Source organism: uncultured Rothia sp. (assembly GCF_916715725.1).
GTDB lineage: Bacteria > Actinomycetota > Actinomycetes > Actinomycetales > Micrococcaceae > Rothia.
In genome coordinates, this window is record NZ_CAKAPD010000001.1 from 218,443 (window position 1) to 234,637 (window position 16,195).

Annotated in this window: 11 protein-coding genes; 5 read left to right on the top strand and 6 right to left on the bottom strand. The window is 56.7% G+C overall.

Translation table 11 applies throughout. The features are described 5' to 3' along the window. Positions 1-294 precede the first annotated feature (294 nt). Both QZ822_RS00850 and QZ822_RS00855 read left to right on the top strand, forming a co-directional pair. Positions 295-1,200 carry a hypothetical protein gene (locus tag QZ822_RS00850; protein ID WP_294641880.1) on the top strand — a complete coding sequence of 302 codons (906 nt, stop codon included), beginning with the start codon at positions 295-297 and terminating at the stop codon, positions 1,198-1,200. A 250-nt stretch (positions 1,201-1,450) separates the two neighbouring features. Beyond that, entirely contained in the window at positions 1,451-4,360 is a 2,910-nt protein-coding gene (locus QZ822_RS00855; protein WP_294641881.1) for an FAD-binding and (Fe-S)-binding domain-containing protein, read from the top strand. A gap of 99 nt (positions 4,361-4,459) precedes the next feature. Here QZ822_RS00855 and QZ822_RS00860 read toward each other — a convergent pair whose 3' ends face one another. Continuing rightward, complete coding sequence (locus QZ822_RS00860; RefSeq protein ID WP_294641882.1) at positions 4,460-4,939, bottom strand: hypothetical protein; 480 nt, start codon at positions 4,937-4,939, stop codon at positions 4,460-4,462. Positions 4,940-6,034: 1,095 nt separating this feature from the next. Here QZ822_RS00860 and QZ822_RS00865 point away from each other — a divergent pair. From QZ822_RS00865 to QZ822_RS00875, 3 genes are all read left to right on the top strand, one after another. Then, entirely contained in the window at positions 6,035-6,649 is a 615-nt protein-coding gene (locus QZ822_RS00865; RefSeq protein WP_294642161.1) for a DJ-1/PfpI family protein, read from the top strand. Between the two features lie 7 nt (positions 6,650-6,656). Continuing rightward, a complete protein-coding gene (locus QZ822_RS00870) occupies positions 6,657-7,181 on the top strand; it encodes a DUF1697 domain-containing protein (RefSeq protein ID WP_294640725.1) in 525 nt (174 codons plus the stop codon). A 132-nt stretch (positions 7,182-7,313) separates the two neighbouring features. Further along, a complete protein-coding gene (locus tag QZ822_RS00875; protein ID WP_294641885.1) occupies positions 7,314-7,886 on the top strand; it encodes an HD domain-containing protein in 573 nt (190 codons plus the stop codon). Positions 7,887-8,171: 285 nt separating this feature from the next. Here the strand turns inward: QZ822_RS00875 and thrS are convergent, their stop codons facing one another. From thrS to QZ822_RS00900, 5 genes are all read right to left on the bottom strand, one after another. Next, a complete protein-coding gene (gene thrS / locus QZ822_RS00880) occupies positions 8,172-10,205 on the bottom strand; it encodes a threonine--tRNA ligase (protein WP_070642434.1) in 2,034 nt (677 codons plus the stop codon). Between the two features lie 131 nt (positions 10,206-10,336). Continuing rightward, positions 10,337-10,762, bottom strand: coding sequence for a helix-turn-helix transcriptional regulator (locus QZ822_RS00885; RefSeq protein WP_294641887.1), 426 nt, complete (start codon positions 10,760-10,762; stop codon positions 10,337-10,339). A gap of 129 nt (positions 10,763-10,891) precedes the next feature. Then, positions 10,892-13,456 (bottom strand): Rib/alpha-like domain-containing protein, encoded by a 2,565-nt coding sequence (locus tag QZ822_RS00890; protein ID WP_294641889.1) that lies wholly within the window; start codon positions 13,454-13,456, stop codon positions 10,892-10,894. 869 nt (positions 13,457-14,325) lie between these two features. Beyond that, entirely contained in the window at positions 14,326-15,216 is an 891-nt protein-coding gene (locus tag QZ822_RS00895; protein ID WP_294641891.1) for a fumarylacetoacetate hydrolase family protein, read from the bottom strand. Positions 15,217-15,284: 68 nt separating this feature from the next. Further along, positions 15,285-15,983 (bottom strand): lipoyl protein ligase domain-containing protein, encoded by a 699-nt coding sequence (locus QZ822_RS00900; RefSeq protein ID WP_005505814.1) that lies wholly within the window; start codon positions 15,981-15,983, stop codon positions 15,285-15,287. Positions 15,984-16,195: the final 212 nt, after the last annotated feature.

Sequence of the window (16,195 nt, forward strand, 5' to 3'; positions counted from 1 at the left end):
CGCCGGGCTGTTCCCCGCGCTATTCGCAGGGATATTGCCCGAGGTGTTCTCGGCCGAGGTATTCCCTGCCGACGTATTGGGTGCTGTGCCGTTCTTTACCGTGTTTTCTGCCTGGTTCTGTTCCGCCTTATCCATAGTGTGAATGATACTCCGCGCCGTTGCGTTTGCGTTTCTATTTCATTGCACTGCGAGCATTTAACCTGACACAATATGTGGTGTACCTATCACCTCGGTTGCGCTATCCCGCAGTGTTACTGCCCCGTAGCGTTGCCGACCCGCACATCGGAGTGCCTTATGCCTTCACACACCACCGCTTTCTTCTTCCGTCACCCGAGCTTCCGTCAGCTGGGCGTGAGCCTGTGCCTCTCCGGTGCGCTCGCCGCCGCCCTGGGCGGGTGCGCCTCCCTGAACCCCTCCCCTTCTGCGTCTGCTGAGACTTCGTCTGAGCCGACTGCGGCGAGCCACGCAACGGCGCCGGTGCTTCAGGATTCTGAGGGCTTCCGCCTGTTTACCGGTCGCGGTGCTGTTGAGGAGGCGGTCTTTGAGGGCCCGGCGGCGCCCGCCTCCTATTCGTATGTGGAGTTTGAGCGTCGCGGTGAGCCGGAGGGCACGATGAAGGTTTCGGTCACTGACGGTTCGGGCACTCAGGTTGAGGTGGTTGCTGGCGGTTCGGGTGAGGGTGCGGGCGTGTGGGTTCGTAATACGGCGAGCGCGTCTGCGCCAGCTCCTTCTGGTACCGCTCCTTCTAGTTCCGCGAAGTCTGCGGGGGCGGTGAGTGTGCCGTATAGTTCGGCGCGTGTGACGGCGTCGACGTCGCAGCTGATTGATGATGCGCAGTGGATGGTGTCGGTTCGTGCGGCGGGTGTTGGTTCTTCGGGTGAGTTTGAGGCGCCTGATGGTGTGCCGTTGACGAGTCAGAGCGCGGAGGTTGGCGAGATTCAGATGCAGGGCAGCCGCGGTTTTGTGCACGATACGGTGTCGAGTGGCGCCTCGGTTGCGGTAGAGAACCGTTCGGGTGCGAAGATGACGGTGTATTGTGCGGGTGTGGATCGTAAGGAGCGTAGTGTGCCTGCGGGTGGCCGCGTGTTTGTGGAGGATTTGGGGGTGCGTGGTTCGGCGGGTTCTCCTCTGTTTTGTGGTGTGGTGACTTCTGATAGTACTGCTAGCTGGAATGTTACGGCGCTCGGCGGCCGCGCCTAAGAAAACCTGACCGGCATCCGGGTGGTGGGTGCGCCTCCTCAGATATACCCAGGTAGCCCCGCACGACACCCTGGAAAGCCAGTAAATACGCGGCAAACCTACGCATCGGCACGGTGTATAACCCACCCCCTTTATGGTGACAAGTAGTCGCCAAGCTTAGCCATAGCTAACCGGAAAAGACGGTGTTCAAAGGAAGATACTGGAATAAGGACAGCATTCACACACCTGTCACCAGTAAGGAAGCAAGATCATGACCACCGTTGTGTCAAATACGTCCGAAGCCCTCAAGTCCCCCTACGAGGACACCCTCAAGCGCCTACTCTCCGACGCGCGCGCCGAGGCAGTCGAATCCAGCGTCTCCGAACTCGAACGCCTGGCAATCTCGCACGACGCATCCCACTACCTGCTCGTGCCCGCCGGCCTGATTCGCCCCGACTCCGCCGAAGACGTCGCAAACATCTTCCGTGCAGCCGGCGACCTCGGCCTGCCGCTGACCTTCCGCTCCGGCGGCACCTCCCTCTCCGGCCAGTCCAGCGGCGACGGTCTGATGGTCGACACCCGCCGCCACTTCAAGAAGATCGAGGTCCTTGAAGACGGCAAGAAGGTGCGCGTGCAGCCCGGCGCGACCATCATGATGGTCAACAACTACCTGGCACCATACGGCTACAAGCTCGGCCCCGACCCGGCATCCTGGTCCGCCTGCACCATCGGTGGTGTGGTCGCGAACAACTCCTCCGGCATGTCTTCGGGTACCAAGTACAACACCTACAACACCCTGGACTCCATGGTGTTCGTGCTGCCCAGCGGCACCATCATTGACACCGCCGAGCCGGACGCCGACCAGAAGCTGCGCGCCCTCGAACCCGAGCTTCACGAGGGCCTGCTGCGCCTGCGCAAGCGCGTGCTTGAGAACCCCGAGTCCATGGCGAAGATTCGCCAGCAGTACTCCATGAAGAACACCATGGGTTACGGCCTGAACTCCCTGGTCGACTTCGAGACCCCCGTGGACATTCTGCAGCACCTGCTGATCGGTTCGGAGGGTACCCTCGGCTTCGTGGCTTCGGCAACCTACCGCACCCTGCCGATTCTGAAGAACACCTCGACCGGCCTGCTCGTGTTCGACAACCTCATCGATGCGGCACGTTCCGTGCCCGAACTGGTCGCCAACAAGCTGGCAACCGTCGAGCTGATGGACGCCACCAGTATTCGTGTGGCTCAGCGTACCGGCCAGGCTGCGGAAGCACTCGCCGCCATCGACGTGAAGGATCACGCCGCGCTGCTGGTTGAGTTCCAGGGCAACTCCGAGCAGGAGCTGAACGACCTTGCCGCTGCTGCAGCACCCATGTTTAAGAGCCTGCCCGTGGCTTCGCCGGTGTCGATGACCAGCAAGCTGTCCGAGCGTAACGCCCTATGGGCGGCACGCCGCGGCCTGTACACCACCGTCGCGGGCAACCGCCCCTCCGGCACGAACGCACTGCTTGAAGACGTGGTCGTGCCCGTCGAGGTTCTGGGCAACACCTGTAGCGACCTGACCAAGCTGTTCGACGCCCACGGCTACAAGGACTCCGTGATTTTCGGTCACGCGAAGGACGGCAACATCCACTTCATGCTGAACGAGCAGTTCCGCGACCCGAAGCAGCTGGACCGCTACCGCGAGTTCACCGAAGAAATGGTTCAGCTGATCCTTGCCGCTGACGGCTCGCTGAAGGCTGAGCACGGTACCGGCCGCATCATGGCTCCGTTCGTGAGCCGCCAGTTCGGTGACGAGCTCTTCGACGTGATGCGCCAGATCAAGCGCCTCATCGACCCGAAGGGCTTCATGAACCCCGGCGTGCTGATTGCCGAGCCGGACACCGACTACGTGACCGACCTGAAGGTCGCCGAGACCGTTGAGGAAGAAGTCGACCGCTGTGTGGAGTGCGGCTACTGCGAGCCGGTCTGCCCTTCCCGCAACCTGACCCTCACCCCGCGTCAGCGTATTGTGATGCGCCGTGAGATTGCCGCCGCCGAAGTGAACGGCGACCACGAGCTCGCCGAGCGCCTGCGCAAGGAGTACGAGTACAACGGCATCGACACCTGCGCCGTGGACGGCATGTGCCAGACCCGTTGCCCCGTGAACATTAACACCGGTGACCTGATTCGCCGCCTGCGTTCTGAGAACCAGGACAAGCTCGCCGCCGCCGGCTGGAAGGTCGCCGCGCAGCAGTGGGGCATCATGGACAAGGTCGCAGGCAAGGCCCTGACCGTAGCCAAGAAGATGCCGTTCCCCATCGTGCACGGCACCACCGACATTGCCCGCAAGGTCATGGGCGACGACATGGTTCCCTCCTACAAGAAGGACCTGCCCGTCGGTGGCCCGGCACGTAAGCCTCACAAGGATGCAACCGCCGAAATCGTGTTCTTCCCCGCCTGCGTGAACTCCATGTTCGGCGGCGTGGACGGCGACGGCAAGCACGACCCGGTCAACGCAACCCAGGCGTTCATCCGCCTGTGTGAGCGTGCGGGCGTGAAGTACCGCATCCCGGACAACATTGGCGAGATGTGCTGCTCCACCCCGTGGAAGTCGAAGGGCTTCACCGACGGCTACTCGATCATGAGCGACCGCGTGCTGAAGTCCCTGTGGGAGGCTACCGACGGTGGCCGCCTGCCGGTCGTGTGTGACGCTTCGTCCTGTACTGAGGGCCTTGAGGTGATGCGCCAGAAGGTTATTAAGGCGCTTGAGCACAAGATCGTGAACGGCCTGCAGCCGGGCGAGCCGGACTACTCGCGTCTGCGCATGTACGACGCGGTGCAGTTCGCCGCCGACAACTTGCTGGACAAGCTGACTGTGTCTGCTCCCCTGCCGTCGGTTGCTCTGCACCCGACCTGTTCGATGACTCACCTGGGCACTCAGCCTGCGTTTGAGAAGATTGCGAACGCGATGAGTGACGACGTGTACGTGCCGAAGCACTGGGGTTGCTGTGGCTACGCGGGTGACCGCGGTATGCTGCACCCCGAGCTGACCGCAAGCGCTACGGAGGCTGAGGCTACGGAGCTGAGCGAGCAGAAGGAGTTTGCCGCATACATTTCGGCTAACCGTACCTGCGAGCAGGGCATGACCGAGGCGACCGGCCACACCTACCAGAACGTGCTGCAGCTGCTGGAACGCACCACCCGATAAACGGGCTGAGCGCATAAGCTGACGAAAGAAGGGACCCGGCGGGCTATCTGATTGATAGTCCGCCGGGTCCGTTTATGCTTGTTTCCTTCTAGGCTGTCTTTAGGCAGTGACCAGGTGGGTTCCTAGCGCGTTCTGGGCAACTGCCTGTACCGGGCTCAGGTCGCCTTCTAGAACAACTGAGCCGTTCGGGATCATCTGTGCGTACTGCAAGAAAGTGCCGATTGTCAGGTCTTCGTGTGCGGTTTCTGGCTGGGTAACACCGGATGCGCTGGCAACGGTTGTTACGCCTCGTGAGTCTTGTCCGAGGTTTCGGACGCGTTCGGCTTGGATAATCTGGGCGTAGAGCGTTCCGTTGATTTCGGTGACGATGATGACGGCTGATTCTCCAGCAATGTTACGGGAGCGGCGGAATACGTCAGCGACTTTCTCGCCGGGTGCTGCGGGGATGACGTGGCATTCTCCTCCGGCACGTTGAGCCGCTAGGGCTACGAGTGCGCGGTGTTCTGGATCGCGGCGGGCAGACAGGTTGAAGCGTCCCGCGATGCGAGCTCGTTCTTTCATCACTTCGATGCTTGCCATTCTTCAATCCTTTCAAATGCGCCTTCTACGATAAAGGCTGTTGCTTCTTCGTAAGCGGCGTTGCTTTCCATAATACTATTCAGAGGTCGGTTCTCTTCGACCATGTAATAGCGAAGGCACAGGTATACCCGCGCAAGCACCGTGCTTGACCGCCGCCGTCGCGCAAAAAGATTGGGAACAACTAGGTGCGAGTACAGGATTTCAAACGAACCCTAGTGCGCTACCGTAGACACACCATATGGCACAGACACACAAAAGAGAGGTAGGGCTGACAATAGCCCTACCTCTAAGATGTTTTAAGATAGCACGGTTGACTAGTCATGATTCCTGAATGCAAAGAAGTACATGGTAGCCGATGCCAAACCCATACCTAAGGAAATCATAAGAACGTTTGGTGAACAAAGATTTCCCATTCCCTGAATCACTGTCAAGAACAGACAGGAAAGAGAAAATACGAGGATAAAAGCACCGATGCTCTGAAAACCAATACTTTTCATAATATACCTCCTTGGTTGCTTATAATTTATCTCGGCAGGTCCATGCAGCTACTGCCAGCTGAGCGGCCAAACCGGGAAGACCCCCAGCCCCCTTTTCTCAGTTGCAGCACCTATTTTCGGCTATTAGATAGTCCAATAATCAATACTGCTATCGAGATGCCGTAGAGAATTCCAAGCACCAGGTCGCTGACATTTGACACTACGTTCAAGATAATTGCCAGGATCAAGAACAGCATCCCAACAGGAACATACTTATTCGACTTCATACGCTCGTGCTCCCTCAACAATCAACAGCGATACATCATTTTCAAGACCATCCAGCTACCCATTTTCTGAATGACTATGGACGTTCGCCTTACTACCACGCTAGCACTCTGGGGCTAAAAACTCCCTTCACGACACAACTTTCTTCACCCAACATCCCTCTCAAAGCACACATAAAACCACCCCTCCGCAAGTTGTTCAATATTTAAAAATCTCTATTTTACTAATGAAGTAAAAATATTGGTATTACAGTGAAACACAAAATATGATACAATAAAAAATTAATAGTTTGATTATTTATCAAAGGGTGGTAAGCATTATGAAAAATATTTATATGTATGTTCAAGATACTATGGCCGATTGGGAACACGGCTATTTGATGCATGCACTAAGTTTGCAGGCTATGTTAGAAGAACCTAAAGTAAAATTATTAACGGTTTCTAAAGGGAAAAAGTCTATAAAAACTGCTGGAGGAATGACAATTGTTCCAGATTTTAATCTATATGATATAGATATTGCAAATACAGATGCTCTATTGCTTATCGGAGGAGATAGTTGGTTAAACAATGAGCAAGATGACGTGTTAGAACTTGCCTCTAAACTACTACAAGAAAATATCTTAGTTGGAGCTATCTGTGGAGCCACTTTGGGATTAGCCGAAAAAGGAATTTTAGATAATCGATATCATACGAGTAATGCTTCATTCTTTTTAAGCCAGATGAGCCAACATTATCGAGGACATAGTTATTACAAAGATGAGACTGCAGTTCAAGACGGAAATCTTATTACCGCAAGTTCAGCCGGCTCTTTATTATGGGCTAAGTTAATTGTCGAGGAGTTGGGCCTGTATTCAAAAACTACAGTTGAAGCATGGTTTAATTATTTTTCAACGGGAGCCCCTCAATATTATGGGGAAATGATGAACTCTCTAGCAAAAGACGCATTGTAAAGTTAATATGAAAAAAATTATTTTCCTTCGTGGAGTAACACCGACTGGTACCAATAAAATTCCAAAAATGTCTTATTTAGTAGAAATCCTAACGGAAGTTGGGTTTTTAAACGTTCAAACATATATTCAGAGCGGAAATGTAATGTTAGAATCAGAGTTATCTGACGAAGAAATCAGAAAGTTAGTTCATGATACAATTTTGGATAAAATTGGAGCTGATTTATCAATAATTATCAAAGAAATTAATCAATTAGAGATTGCTATTCAAGAAAACCCATTTGATAATACTTATGATAGTTCTCGCGTTCATCTAGTTTTTACTAATGAACAGATTCCCGAAAGTACTCTAACAGAACTTAGTAGAGAGAATTTTGGAGATGAAGAGTTCTATGGTGGTCACGAGTGCTGTTACCTATATTTACCACGTGAAGCTCGAAAAAAACGTTTAAATACTAATTATCTTGAAAAGAAATTTGGAATTCGGATGACTATGCGAAAATTAAGTGTAGTTAATCGACTTTCAAAGTTTTAACCAGACAGAAAAGGATGGTCAAGTCCATACCACACAGACAAAAGAAGAGTTCTATCAATATTACGATCTAGATAAGGCAGGCAAAGCCTATCATGAGATTGATTAAAGTAAGATATACAAAGGAGAAGAACGATGGTAGAAGAACGAATCCATGCTACAAAGCAGTATGTTAAAACTTTATTTGCTGATCGAGCGGATGGCCATGATGTAGAGCATACCCTTCGCGTCTATACCAATGCTATGAGAATCGCACAAGCAGAAGGTCCATGTGATATGGAGATAGTGGGCTTGTCAGCTCTTCTTCACGATGCTGATGATGATAAATTATTTCAAACAGAGAATAATGTGAATGCTCGCACGTTTCTAGAAGAGATTGGTACTCCTCAAAACCAAATCGACCAGATTTGCCAGGTTATCAATGCTGTTTCTTTCAGCAAAAATCGCGGTAAACATCCAGAAACCATAGAAGGCAAGATTGTCCAGGATGCAGACCGCCTGGATGCGATAGGAGCTGTAGGAATTGCGCGAACTTTTTCCTATGGTGGCCACAAAGGGAGGCCCCTTACTGATACCATTCAACATTTCCATGACAAGTTGCTCCTCTTAAAAGATGAAATGAACACGGAGACTGCCAAACAAATGGCAGAAAGTCGCCATCAATTTTTAATCACCTTCCTAAATGAACTAGAAAAGGAATTGTACTGAATAAAACATTGAAATTAACTTTTATAAAAGACTCATTTGATAGGAAGATATGCTAAATCGACTATTACCCCCCCCCCATTTTAAGTTGTTCAATGCATTCAGACATCCTTATCTAAATCGAACAATTACCGGCACCTCCGAACGGCAAGGAACGTTAGCGCCATCGCTTACACTAGCACGAAGACACCCGCGCCTCCTCAAAGCAAACAAAAAACCACCCCCTCCGCAGCTTGTCGCCGCAAAGGGGGTGGTTTCTATATATGAGCTAGACCAGAAAGCCTAGTACTACTCAGCAGCTTCAGTGCTGGGCTTGGGGTCTTCGTTCACGCGGTTGCGGATATGCTCCACAATACGTGCCACAGCCTCATCCACGGGCACACCGTTCTCCTGCTTGTTACCGCGGAAACGGAACGAAACAGCGCCGTGCTCCGCATCCTCACCGCCAGCAATCAGAATGAACGGAACCTTCTCAGTAGACGCAGTACGGATCTTCTTGGTGAAGCGGTCCGAACCGTAGTCCACCTCAACACGCACACCGTGCGCGCGCAGCTTGTCAGCGATCTCAGTCATGTAGTCGTTGAACGCCTCAGCCACCGGCACACCAATGACCTGGACCGGCGACAGCCACGCCGGGAACGCACCCGCATAGTGCTCGGTCAGCACGCCCAGGAAGCGCTCAATCGAGCCGAACTTCGCCGAGTGAATCATGACCGGCTCCTGCACGGTGCCGTCCGCAGCCTGGTACTCCAGACCGAAACGGCTCGGCTGGTTGAAGTCGTACTGAACGGTCGACATCTGCCAGGTACGGCCGATAGCGTCCTTCGCCTGAACCGAAATCTTCGGGCCGTAGAACGCAGCTCCACCGGGATCCGGGACGAGCTCCAGGCCGGTCTCCTTCGCAACCTGCTCCAGAACCGCGGTAGCCGCCTCCCACTGCTCATCAGTACCGATGAACTTATCCTTCTTATCACCCTCAGTGTCGCGAGTCGACAGCTCAAGGTAGAAGTCGGTCATGCCGAAGTCCTCAAGCAGGCTCAGCATGAACTTCAGCAGGTGACGCACCTCGTCCGGTGCCTGCTCCTTCGTCACATACGAGTGCGAGTCGTCCTGAGTGATCATGCGCACACGGGTCAGGCCCTGCAGCACGCCGGACTTCTCGTCACGGTACACGGTGCCGAACTCGAAGAAACGCAGCGGCAGCTCACGGTACGAACGGCCACGAGAACGGTAAATCTCGTTGTGCATCGGGCAGTTCATAGCCTTCAGACGGTAATGACCGTTATCCAGCTCCATGGGCGGGAACATGCCGTCCGCATAGTACGGAAGGTGACCGGAAGTGTAGAACAGGTCTTCCTTCGAAATGTGCGGGGTGCTGACGTACTGGAAACCCTCCTGAATGTGGCGGGTACGCACGTAGTCTTCCATTTCGCGCTTGATCACGCCACCCTTAGGGTGAATCACCGGCAGGCCGGGGCCAATGTTCTTCGGGAAGGAGAACAGGTCCAGCTCACGGCCCAGGCGGCGGTGGTCGCGGCGCTCTGCCTCAGCGATGCGCTCCTTGTACGCCACCAGTTCGTCCTTAGTCGGCCACGCGGTACCGTAAATACGCTGCAGCATGGGGTTCTTCTCAGAACCGCGCCAGTACGCGCCACCGGCACGCATCAGGGCGTAACCGTTAGCGATTAGCTTGGTGTTCGGCAGGTGCGGGCCGCGGCAGAGGTCCTTCCAGACGGTCTCGCCGGTCTTCGGGTGCACGTTGTCGTAAATGGTGATTTCACCCTCGCCGACCTCCACGGATGCGCCCTCGGCGGCATCCGCACCAGAACCGGGGCCCTGGGTCAGGGAGAGCAGCTCCAGCTTGTACGGCTCGTTTGCCATCTCGGCGACAGCCTCGTCGTGGGTGACCACGCGGCGGCGGAACAGCTGACCGGACTTGATGATCTTAATCATCGACTTCTCGATCTTCTTCAGATCTTCCGGGGTGAACGGCTCAGCCACATCAAAGTCAAAGTAGAAGCCGTCAGTAATGTACGGGCCGATGCCCAGCTTGGCGTCCTTGCGGTACTCCTGCACCGCCTGCGCCATCACGTGCGCAGCGGAGTGGCGCAGAACGTTCAGGCCGTCCGGTTCGTGAATGAAAACCGGCTCAACGGAATCGCCAGCAGACAGCTCGTGGGAGAGATCAACCAGCACGCCGTTCACGCGTGCCACAACGATCTTCGGGTCGTCAGCGAACAGCTCAGCGGCAGTCTTCGCGGTGACCTCGCGCTCCTCACCAGAAACGCTAATAACAATTGCTGAAGAATCAGCGGCAGACATAAGTCTCCTTAACTCAGGCGCAAGCGTGCCACTCGGGCGCCGCCGGTGCGCATACTATTCCGCACTGTACTGGTGCACGGACACACACCATCTTACAACGGCTCCCAGCCAACGCTCAGCTTGAGGGCAGACTAGTCCGCATGATGCTCACGCGTATGCTCATACACGTCAACCACAATGTGGCTAATGTGGTCGTCCTTCAGACGGTAAATGGTGGTGCGGCCCTGCTGCTCACGGTCAATCACGTGCGCCTCACGCAGGATGCGCAAGTGGTGCGATGCGAGCGGCTGCGAAATGCCCAGGCAGGTGTGCAGTTCGCTCACGCTGTGCGGGCGGTGCATCAGGTGGTGCGCAATCGCCAGGCGCAGCGGATTCGCGAGCGCAGAGAAAATCGCCACGGATGCGCCGAACTGCTCCTCCCAATCTTTGGGGCCGCTACCTTCGAGGAGGGGCGCGTTGGCGGGCACCTCGTGGGCATGGTCCGATGCATGCTCGTGGGCATGGTCAGTGTGGGTGGTGTTAGTTTCGGTCTGGTCTGTGTGGTGGCTCTGAGTCATAGTATTTTCACCTTATGTACAGGAAAGGGGGCACGTCAAGGAAGTTACGCCTGCACGGCGTGCTTTCTTGAGCGTGCCCCTCTCCCCTATGTGCGCTGATGCTCGCTGGTATGCAACCCTAGCGGGCCCTTAGCGGTTAGCGACTGCCACCTGCAGGTAACCCTCAGCGGACTTTACGCCCTTGTCGGTCACTGCGCGGTAGCGGACCAGCGGTGCGAAGCCCTGCTTGGACTTTGCAGAAACCGCGATGCCCTGGGTGCCATTCGGCAGGGTCACCACGCGGTAGGTGCCGTATTCATCGCTGTATGCGCTGACGACCTGGCCTTGCTGGTTGAGCAGTTCCAGCTTCTTCACAGTCTCGCCGCGGCTGTATGCACCGAAGGATGCCTCGTCGTTGTTCAGGACCGCCACGTTCTGGGTGGTGCCCGAGTACAGGGAGACGGAGTCCTCACGTGCAATGGGGCTGTTCTTGTCGACCACGTGTACCTTCAGCGGGATCGAGTACAGCTGCGCGGCAGAACCCTTCTTCGCCTTCACATCGGACATGCGTGCGGGCGCCTTGTCGGTGCGGTTCACGGTGATGTTCGTACCGTTATCGCGGCGCAGGTCCCAGGTGGTGCCGGTGACGTCGTGGGTATTCAGGTCAATCGAGTAGGTGCCGGTCTTGCCGTTGGAAGCAAAACGGATGCCGGTCTCTGCACTGGAGAACTGGCCGCCAGCAGTGTTGACCTTCTCCTTGTTGACCCAGCGGCTGGGGCGGAAGTTCGGGGTCTGCTCGATTTCCTGGAAGTTGTAGTCACGGGCGTAGCGGTAGTTCGGGGAAACCTTGTGCGACTGGTGCACGCTCTGCGCAACTGCGGTCTCGCCGGAGTAGACGGTGGCGTGGTGCTCAGCGGGCTGGTAGATCACGCCAGAGCCGGTGCCGGTCTTACCGTAGGAGTCCGAGGGGTACTTGAACTTCACGCTGGTATCTGCGCTGGCGGTGTTGCGGCCTGCACTGTTTTCAGCGGACTCGGTGTAGTTCACGGGCATCCACTGCACCTGCTGCCAGGGGAACTGGTTGCCGGTGAAGCCACTGGGCACAAAGTTCGCGAACATTGCCGCGAGCTTCGGGTCTTCCTTGTACACGTTCTTACCCTGGCGGGCGTAGGGCGCGTAGGAGCTTGCCGCCTCCAGGTTGAATGCGTTGGTGAAGAGGTTACGGTCCGTGATGATGAAGCCGTACTCCTTCATCGCGGTCAGAATCATGCGGCTGAGCTGGTCGTCAGCGTGGCCGGTGTTACGCAGGTGCTCTTCCACGTCAAAGTTCGCGGGCAGGAAGCCGCGCTGACCGGCACGGGGTGCGTTCGGGTACTTGCTCACGTCAATCTTGCCGTCGGTGCCCTTCGCCGGGAAGGAGGAGGTCAGCGAGGAATAGTCAGCCGCGGTGATGGACACCATGTGGTTGATCTTGCCCGCCTTGAGCTCGTCCACACCAATCTGGGTGAGCTCGTTCGCCATGCCCACCACGGAGGAGGTGCCGTTCTTGAGGGTCAGCCAGTAGTTGTCTTCGCCCACGCCCCCGAAGTTCGGCTTAGCGAGCATGTAGCCGCCGGAGGACACGTGGTAGGTTGCCGGGTAGTCAACCGCAACGGGGATGTCCACGGTACCGCGGGTGCCTGCGGGAATCTTGTAGGTGATAACGCCGGTGTTCGCGTCGATGGACGCGCCGGGTACGTTCTTTGCCAGGCGGAACTTCGCGCCGCGAGCAATCGGGTAGGAGGTGCGGGCGTTGCCGGACTTCGCGTCGATGCTGACGGGTGCGTTGATGGTGACGGTCTGACCTGCGTTGCCGCGGCCGACGTTGTCGTACTGAATCTTTGCGCTCTTGGGAGTGGATACGTTGCCGCCGCCCACCTGCACGCGGGCGGTGCTGGTGTAGGTCTGTGCGTCTGCATCCTTGACGAACTTGAAGTAGGAGCGCCAGATGCCGGTTGCCTCATCGTACAGGGCGACGGACTGGTCACCGGAGAGGCCGTGGTCCTCGGCAAGCCACTTCGGGATCGGGATGCCGCCGGTCAGGATGCGCTTGTTCTCCGCGTTAGCGTTGACGCGGTTGTCGCGGGAAACAACCTCGACGTACTCCTGGTGCGGATTCGCGGAGTTCACGGCGAGGGTCGGGATATTTTCGTGGCCGCCAACGGTCTGGGCGCGGTCCTTCTTCACAGTGCCGGCGTTGATGGCGGTGGTGACGGGGTGGTTACCCGCATCGCCGGTGTATTCGAGGAAGGTGCGGCTGATTTCGCTACTGTTGGGTGCGACGGCTTCGGTGCCGGTGAGCTTCTTGGCGGCGAATGAATCGCGGGCGAGCTTGCCGCTCAGGGGCGAGGTGTTCTCGGTGGTGGTCAGCTGCGCCTTGGTGAGGGAGGAGTTGACCGGCGCGAGAGTGTTAATGGTCTGCGCCTTCTGGTCGGGGTTCCAGTAGCAGGTCGGACCGGGCGCCACGTTGGTGAGGTTCGCGAGGGTCGGCACGGTGCGGTAACCTGCGTCGACGCAGGTGGTACCAGCTACGTTACGGGTGGGGGCGGTTGCACCGAAGGTCGCGGGGAGGTTCGCGCCGGTGATGACGGTTGCCAATGCTGCGGAGGCAGCGATGGTGGCACGGCGGCGGTTTGCCGGGCGCTGTGCCGGGTTTTTGGATGCAGTTATGGTCATGTTTTTCTTCCGTTCGTGTCGGCTTGTTTGAGTGAGTGCGTTTGTATGAACAAACACGGACGTGAGTGAAATATTCATCTGAGGGTGTGCCCGGGTGGGCCCTGATCTTCTGGCAGGAATTCTCAGGAAACTCTCAGATAATCCCCATACCCTACATAGTCTTTGGGGTGAACGCAAAACGAGTTTGTGATTTGGGGCACCGATTTTTTGCTAAAGGTTCAGGTTTAGACTCATATTTCTTTACACCTTTGTGCACCGACAGGTGTTTAGTCTCTCAAAATTTGCACCGTAGTGTTTAAGCTTTACCCCTAGTCAGGCAAAGGTAACTTGAGAAAAACGAAAATTGCGCACGGAAAACTAAACCTTCAACCACAAACTTCCCGGAATGACGCGCCAAAACCCTCTGTTGAATTTCTCACACGTGCCCACAATTTGGAATTCTGTACCGAGGGTAGATATGGTCTCAATCACTGAAACAGGGGCTTCTATACACAAAATCAGCAGTCTTCAAGCAGGGGCCACACCCACAGAACACCCCTCGTTTCATTCCCGCAGACCCACAAACCCCACCTGAAACCCTAAGATTTAGGTCAAAGTTTAAAGTTTTTGTGTGTTTGACAGCGTGTAACCATGCATGCGCCACACTCCCCTAGTCGAGGCACTCTCCGCTGCATACCCCAGAAAATCTAAGCCGCCCACCGGGAGCTTTAAAAGGAATAAAAACACCCCGCATGTGCCTCAAAAACACATGCGGGGTGCATAAGTATTCATTTATGGGTGCTTTCCAACGCACCCAACACGAGGTGCTGCAGGCGCCTCCGTGGGTTCACGTGGGTTCATTCGCGGTTGCGTACAGAGCTACCGGATAACTACAGCGCGCCCGCTTCCGAGCAGACATTCACCAGCTCTCCAATACCCTCAATGCGGGTGCGCACCGTCTGCCCCGGCTTCAACCACTGACGCGGATGTAGCGACAAACCAACCCCAGCCGGGGTACCCGTCGCCACCAGGTCACCCGGCTCCAGGGTCATAAACCGCGAAATATAGGAGAGCAGCTGCGCCGGAGTGAACACCATATCCGCCGTCGTGCCGCGCTGACGCACCACACCATCCACCTCACAGACCAGCTCCAGACCGGCAACCGGGTCAACCTCATCGGGGCCCACAATCACCGGACCAAACGGAGTCATCGCATCCCAGTTCTTACCCTGGAACCACTCCGAAGAACGACCCTGCCAGTCACGCACCGACACATCATTCATGACCGTGTACCCCATCAGAGCCTCAAGTGCCTGCTCCTCCGTGGCATTACGCAGGCGAGCGCCCACGACCAGGCACAGCTCAACCTCCCAGTCGACCTTCGTGCTACCGGTGCCGTCGGCGGCGGGCATGCGAATCTGCTCGCCGGGGCCAATCAGCGCGTTCGGGAACTTCGCGAACAGCGCCGGATGCTCAGGCACCTCAAGGTTCATTTCCGCGGCATGGTCGCGGTAGTTCAGGCCGGCGCACACAATCTTGCCGGGCTTATCCAGCGGGCGAATAAAGGGTAGGGAGTTCCACAGCTCCTCGCCGTGACCCATGACGGTCGCGCCGTTCTCCTTCAGGATCGCCACGGCGTTCTTCGGGTCGCCAAAGTTCAGGCGGAACCGGCTGTAGAAATTCAGTAGCGGGCTGAGCTTCGCCGGAAGCTCGTACACGGTCTCTTCGAAGAAGCAGACCGCGCGGCTGCCCTTCGAGTCTTTAATCTGTGCCCAACGCATGGATGCTCCTTCGCTTCAGGTGGGGATATATCGAATAAGTTACGGATAAAAGTCAGAAATAAAACAACCTAGTGAAAACCGTTTTGGGCGTACACCTCAACGATGGCGTCTTCCAGGTCTTCCATGAGCAGGGCGGGGTTCGCGTCCTGCGCCGCGCCAACCGTGGCGGGATCCAGCTCCATGCCGAGGGCACGGTACACGTCCGCGGTGACCGCCCGCAGCGGCGCAGAGTCGGAGACCACGATGCCGGTGCTGAACCACCAGCCGCCGGTCACCACACGCTGGGCGGTGCCAACCAGTTTAATGCGGCCACCACCTGCGGAGGCGGGAAGCTGCGCGTGCACCGAATACTCGCCGGGGCAGTACTCCCCCGGGATCTCGCCCATGCGCGCATCCACGCCGACCTCGCGGAGCGCCTGCGCGTACATGGAACCGAACAGTTCGTAGCGTAGGGTGTTGCCGCTGCGGGCGTCGGAGGCGGGCTGAAAATGGTCCACGACCAGGCACCCCTGATGGTAGGCGGCGGCGTGCCCGCCGACCTTGCGCACCAGCACCTCGAAACCGTGCTCGGCGCACGCCGCCGAGGCCTCCGCGAAGCCGGGGTTCAGTTCGTCACGGCGGCCGAACGCGACCGTCGGGTTCGGCTGATACATGCGCAGGGTGGCTTCGCGCTTGCCGGTTGCCACCTCGCGGAGCATCTGCACCGTCTGGTCGTGGTGAATGAGGATATCGCCGGATTCGGGACCGGTCTCTCGAATAATCTGCACGTTCCTATTTTACGGTTACGCCCGTCACTTACGGTGCGTGATCGGTGGGGCGTCTCAGGAGCGACGCGGAAGCAACTCAGAGGCAACCCGGAAGCAGCCCGGAAGCGGTTCAAGAGGCGGCACTCCCCCGCTACGCCTCACGCCGATTCCCCTTTGAATCTGTGCAAAGTCATCGCCGAAACCCCGCAGAATCCCAGCCGCCGATATGCCCC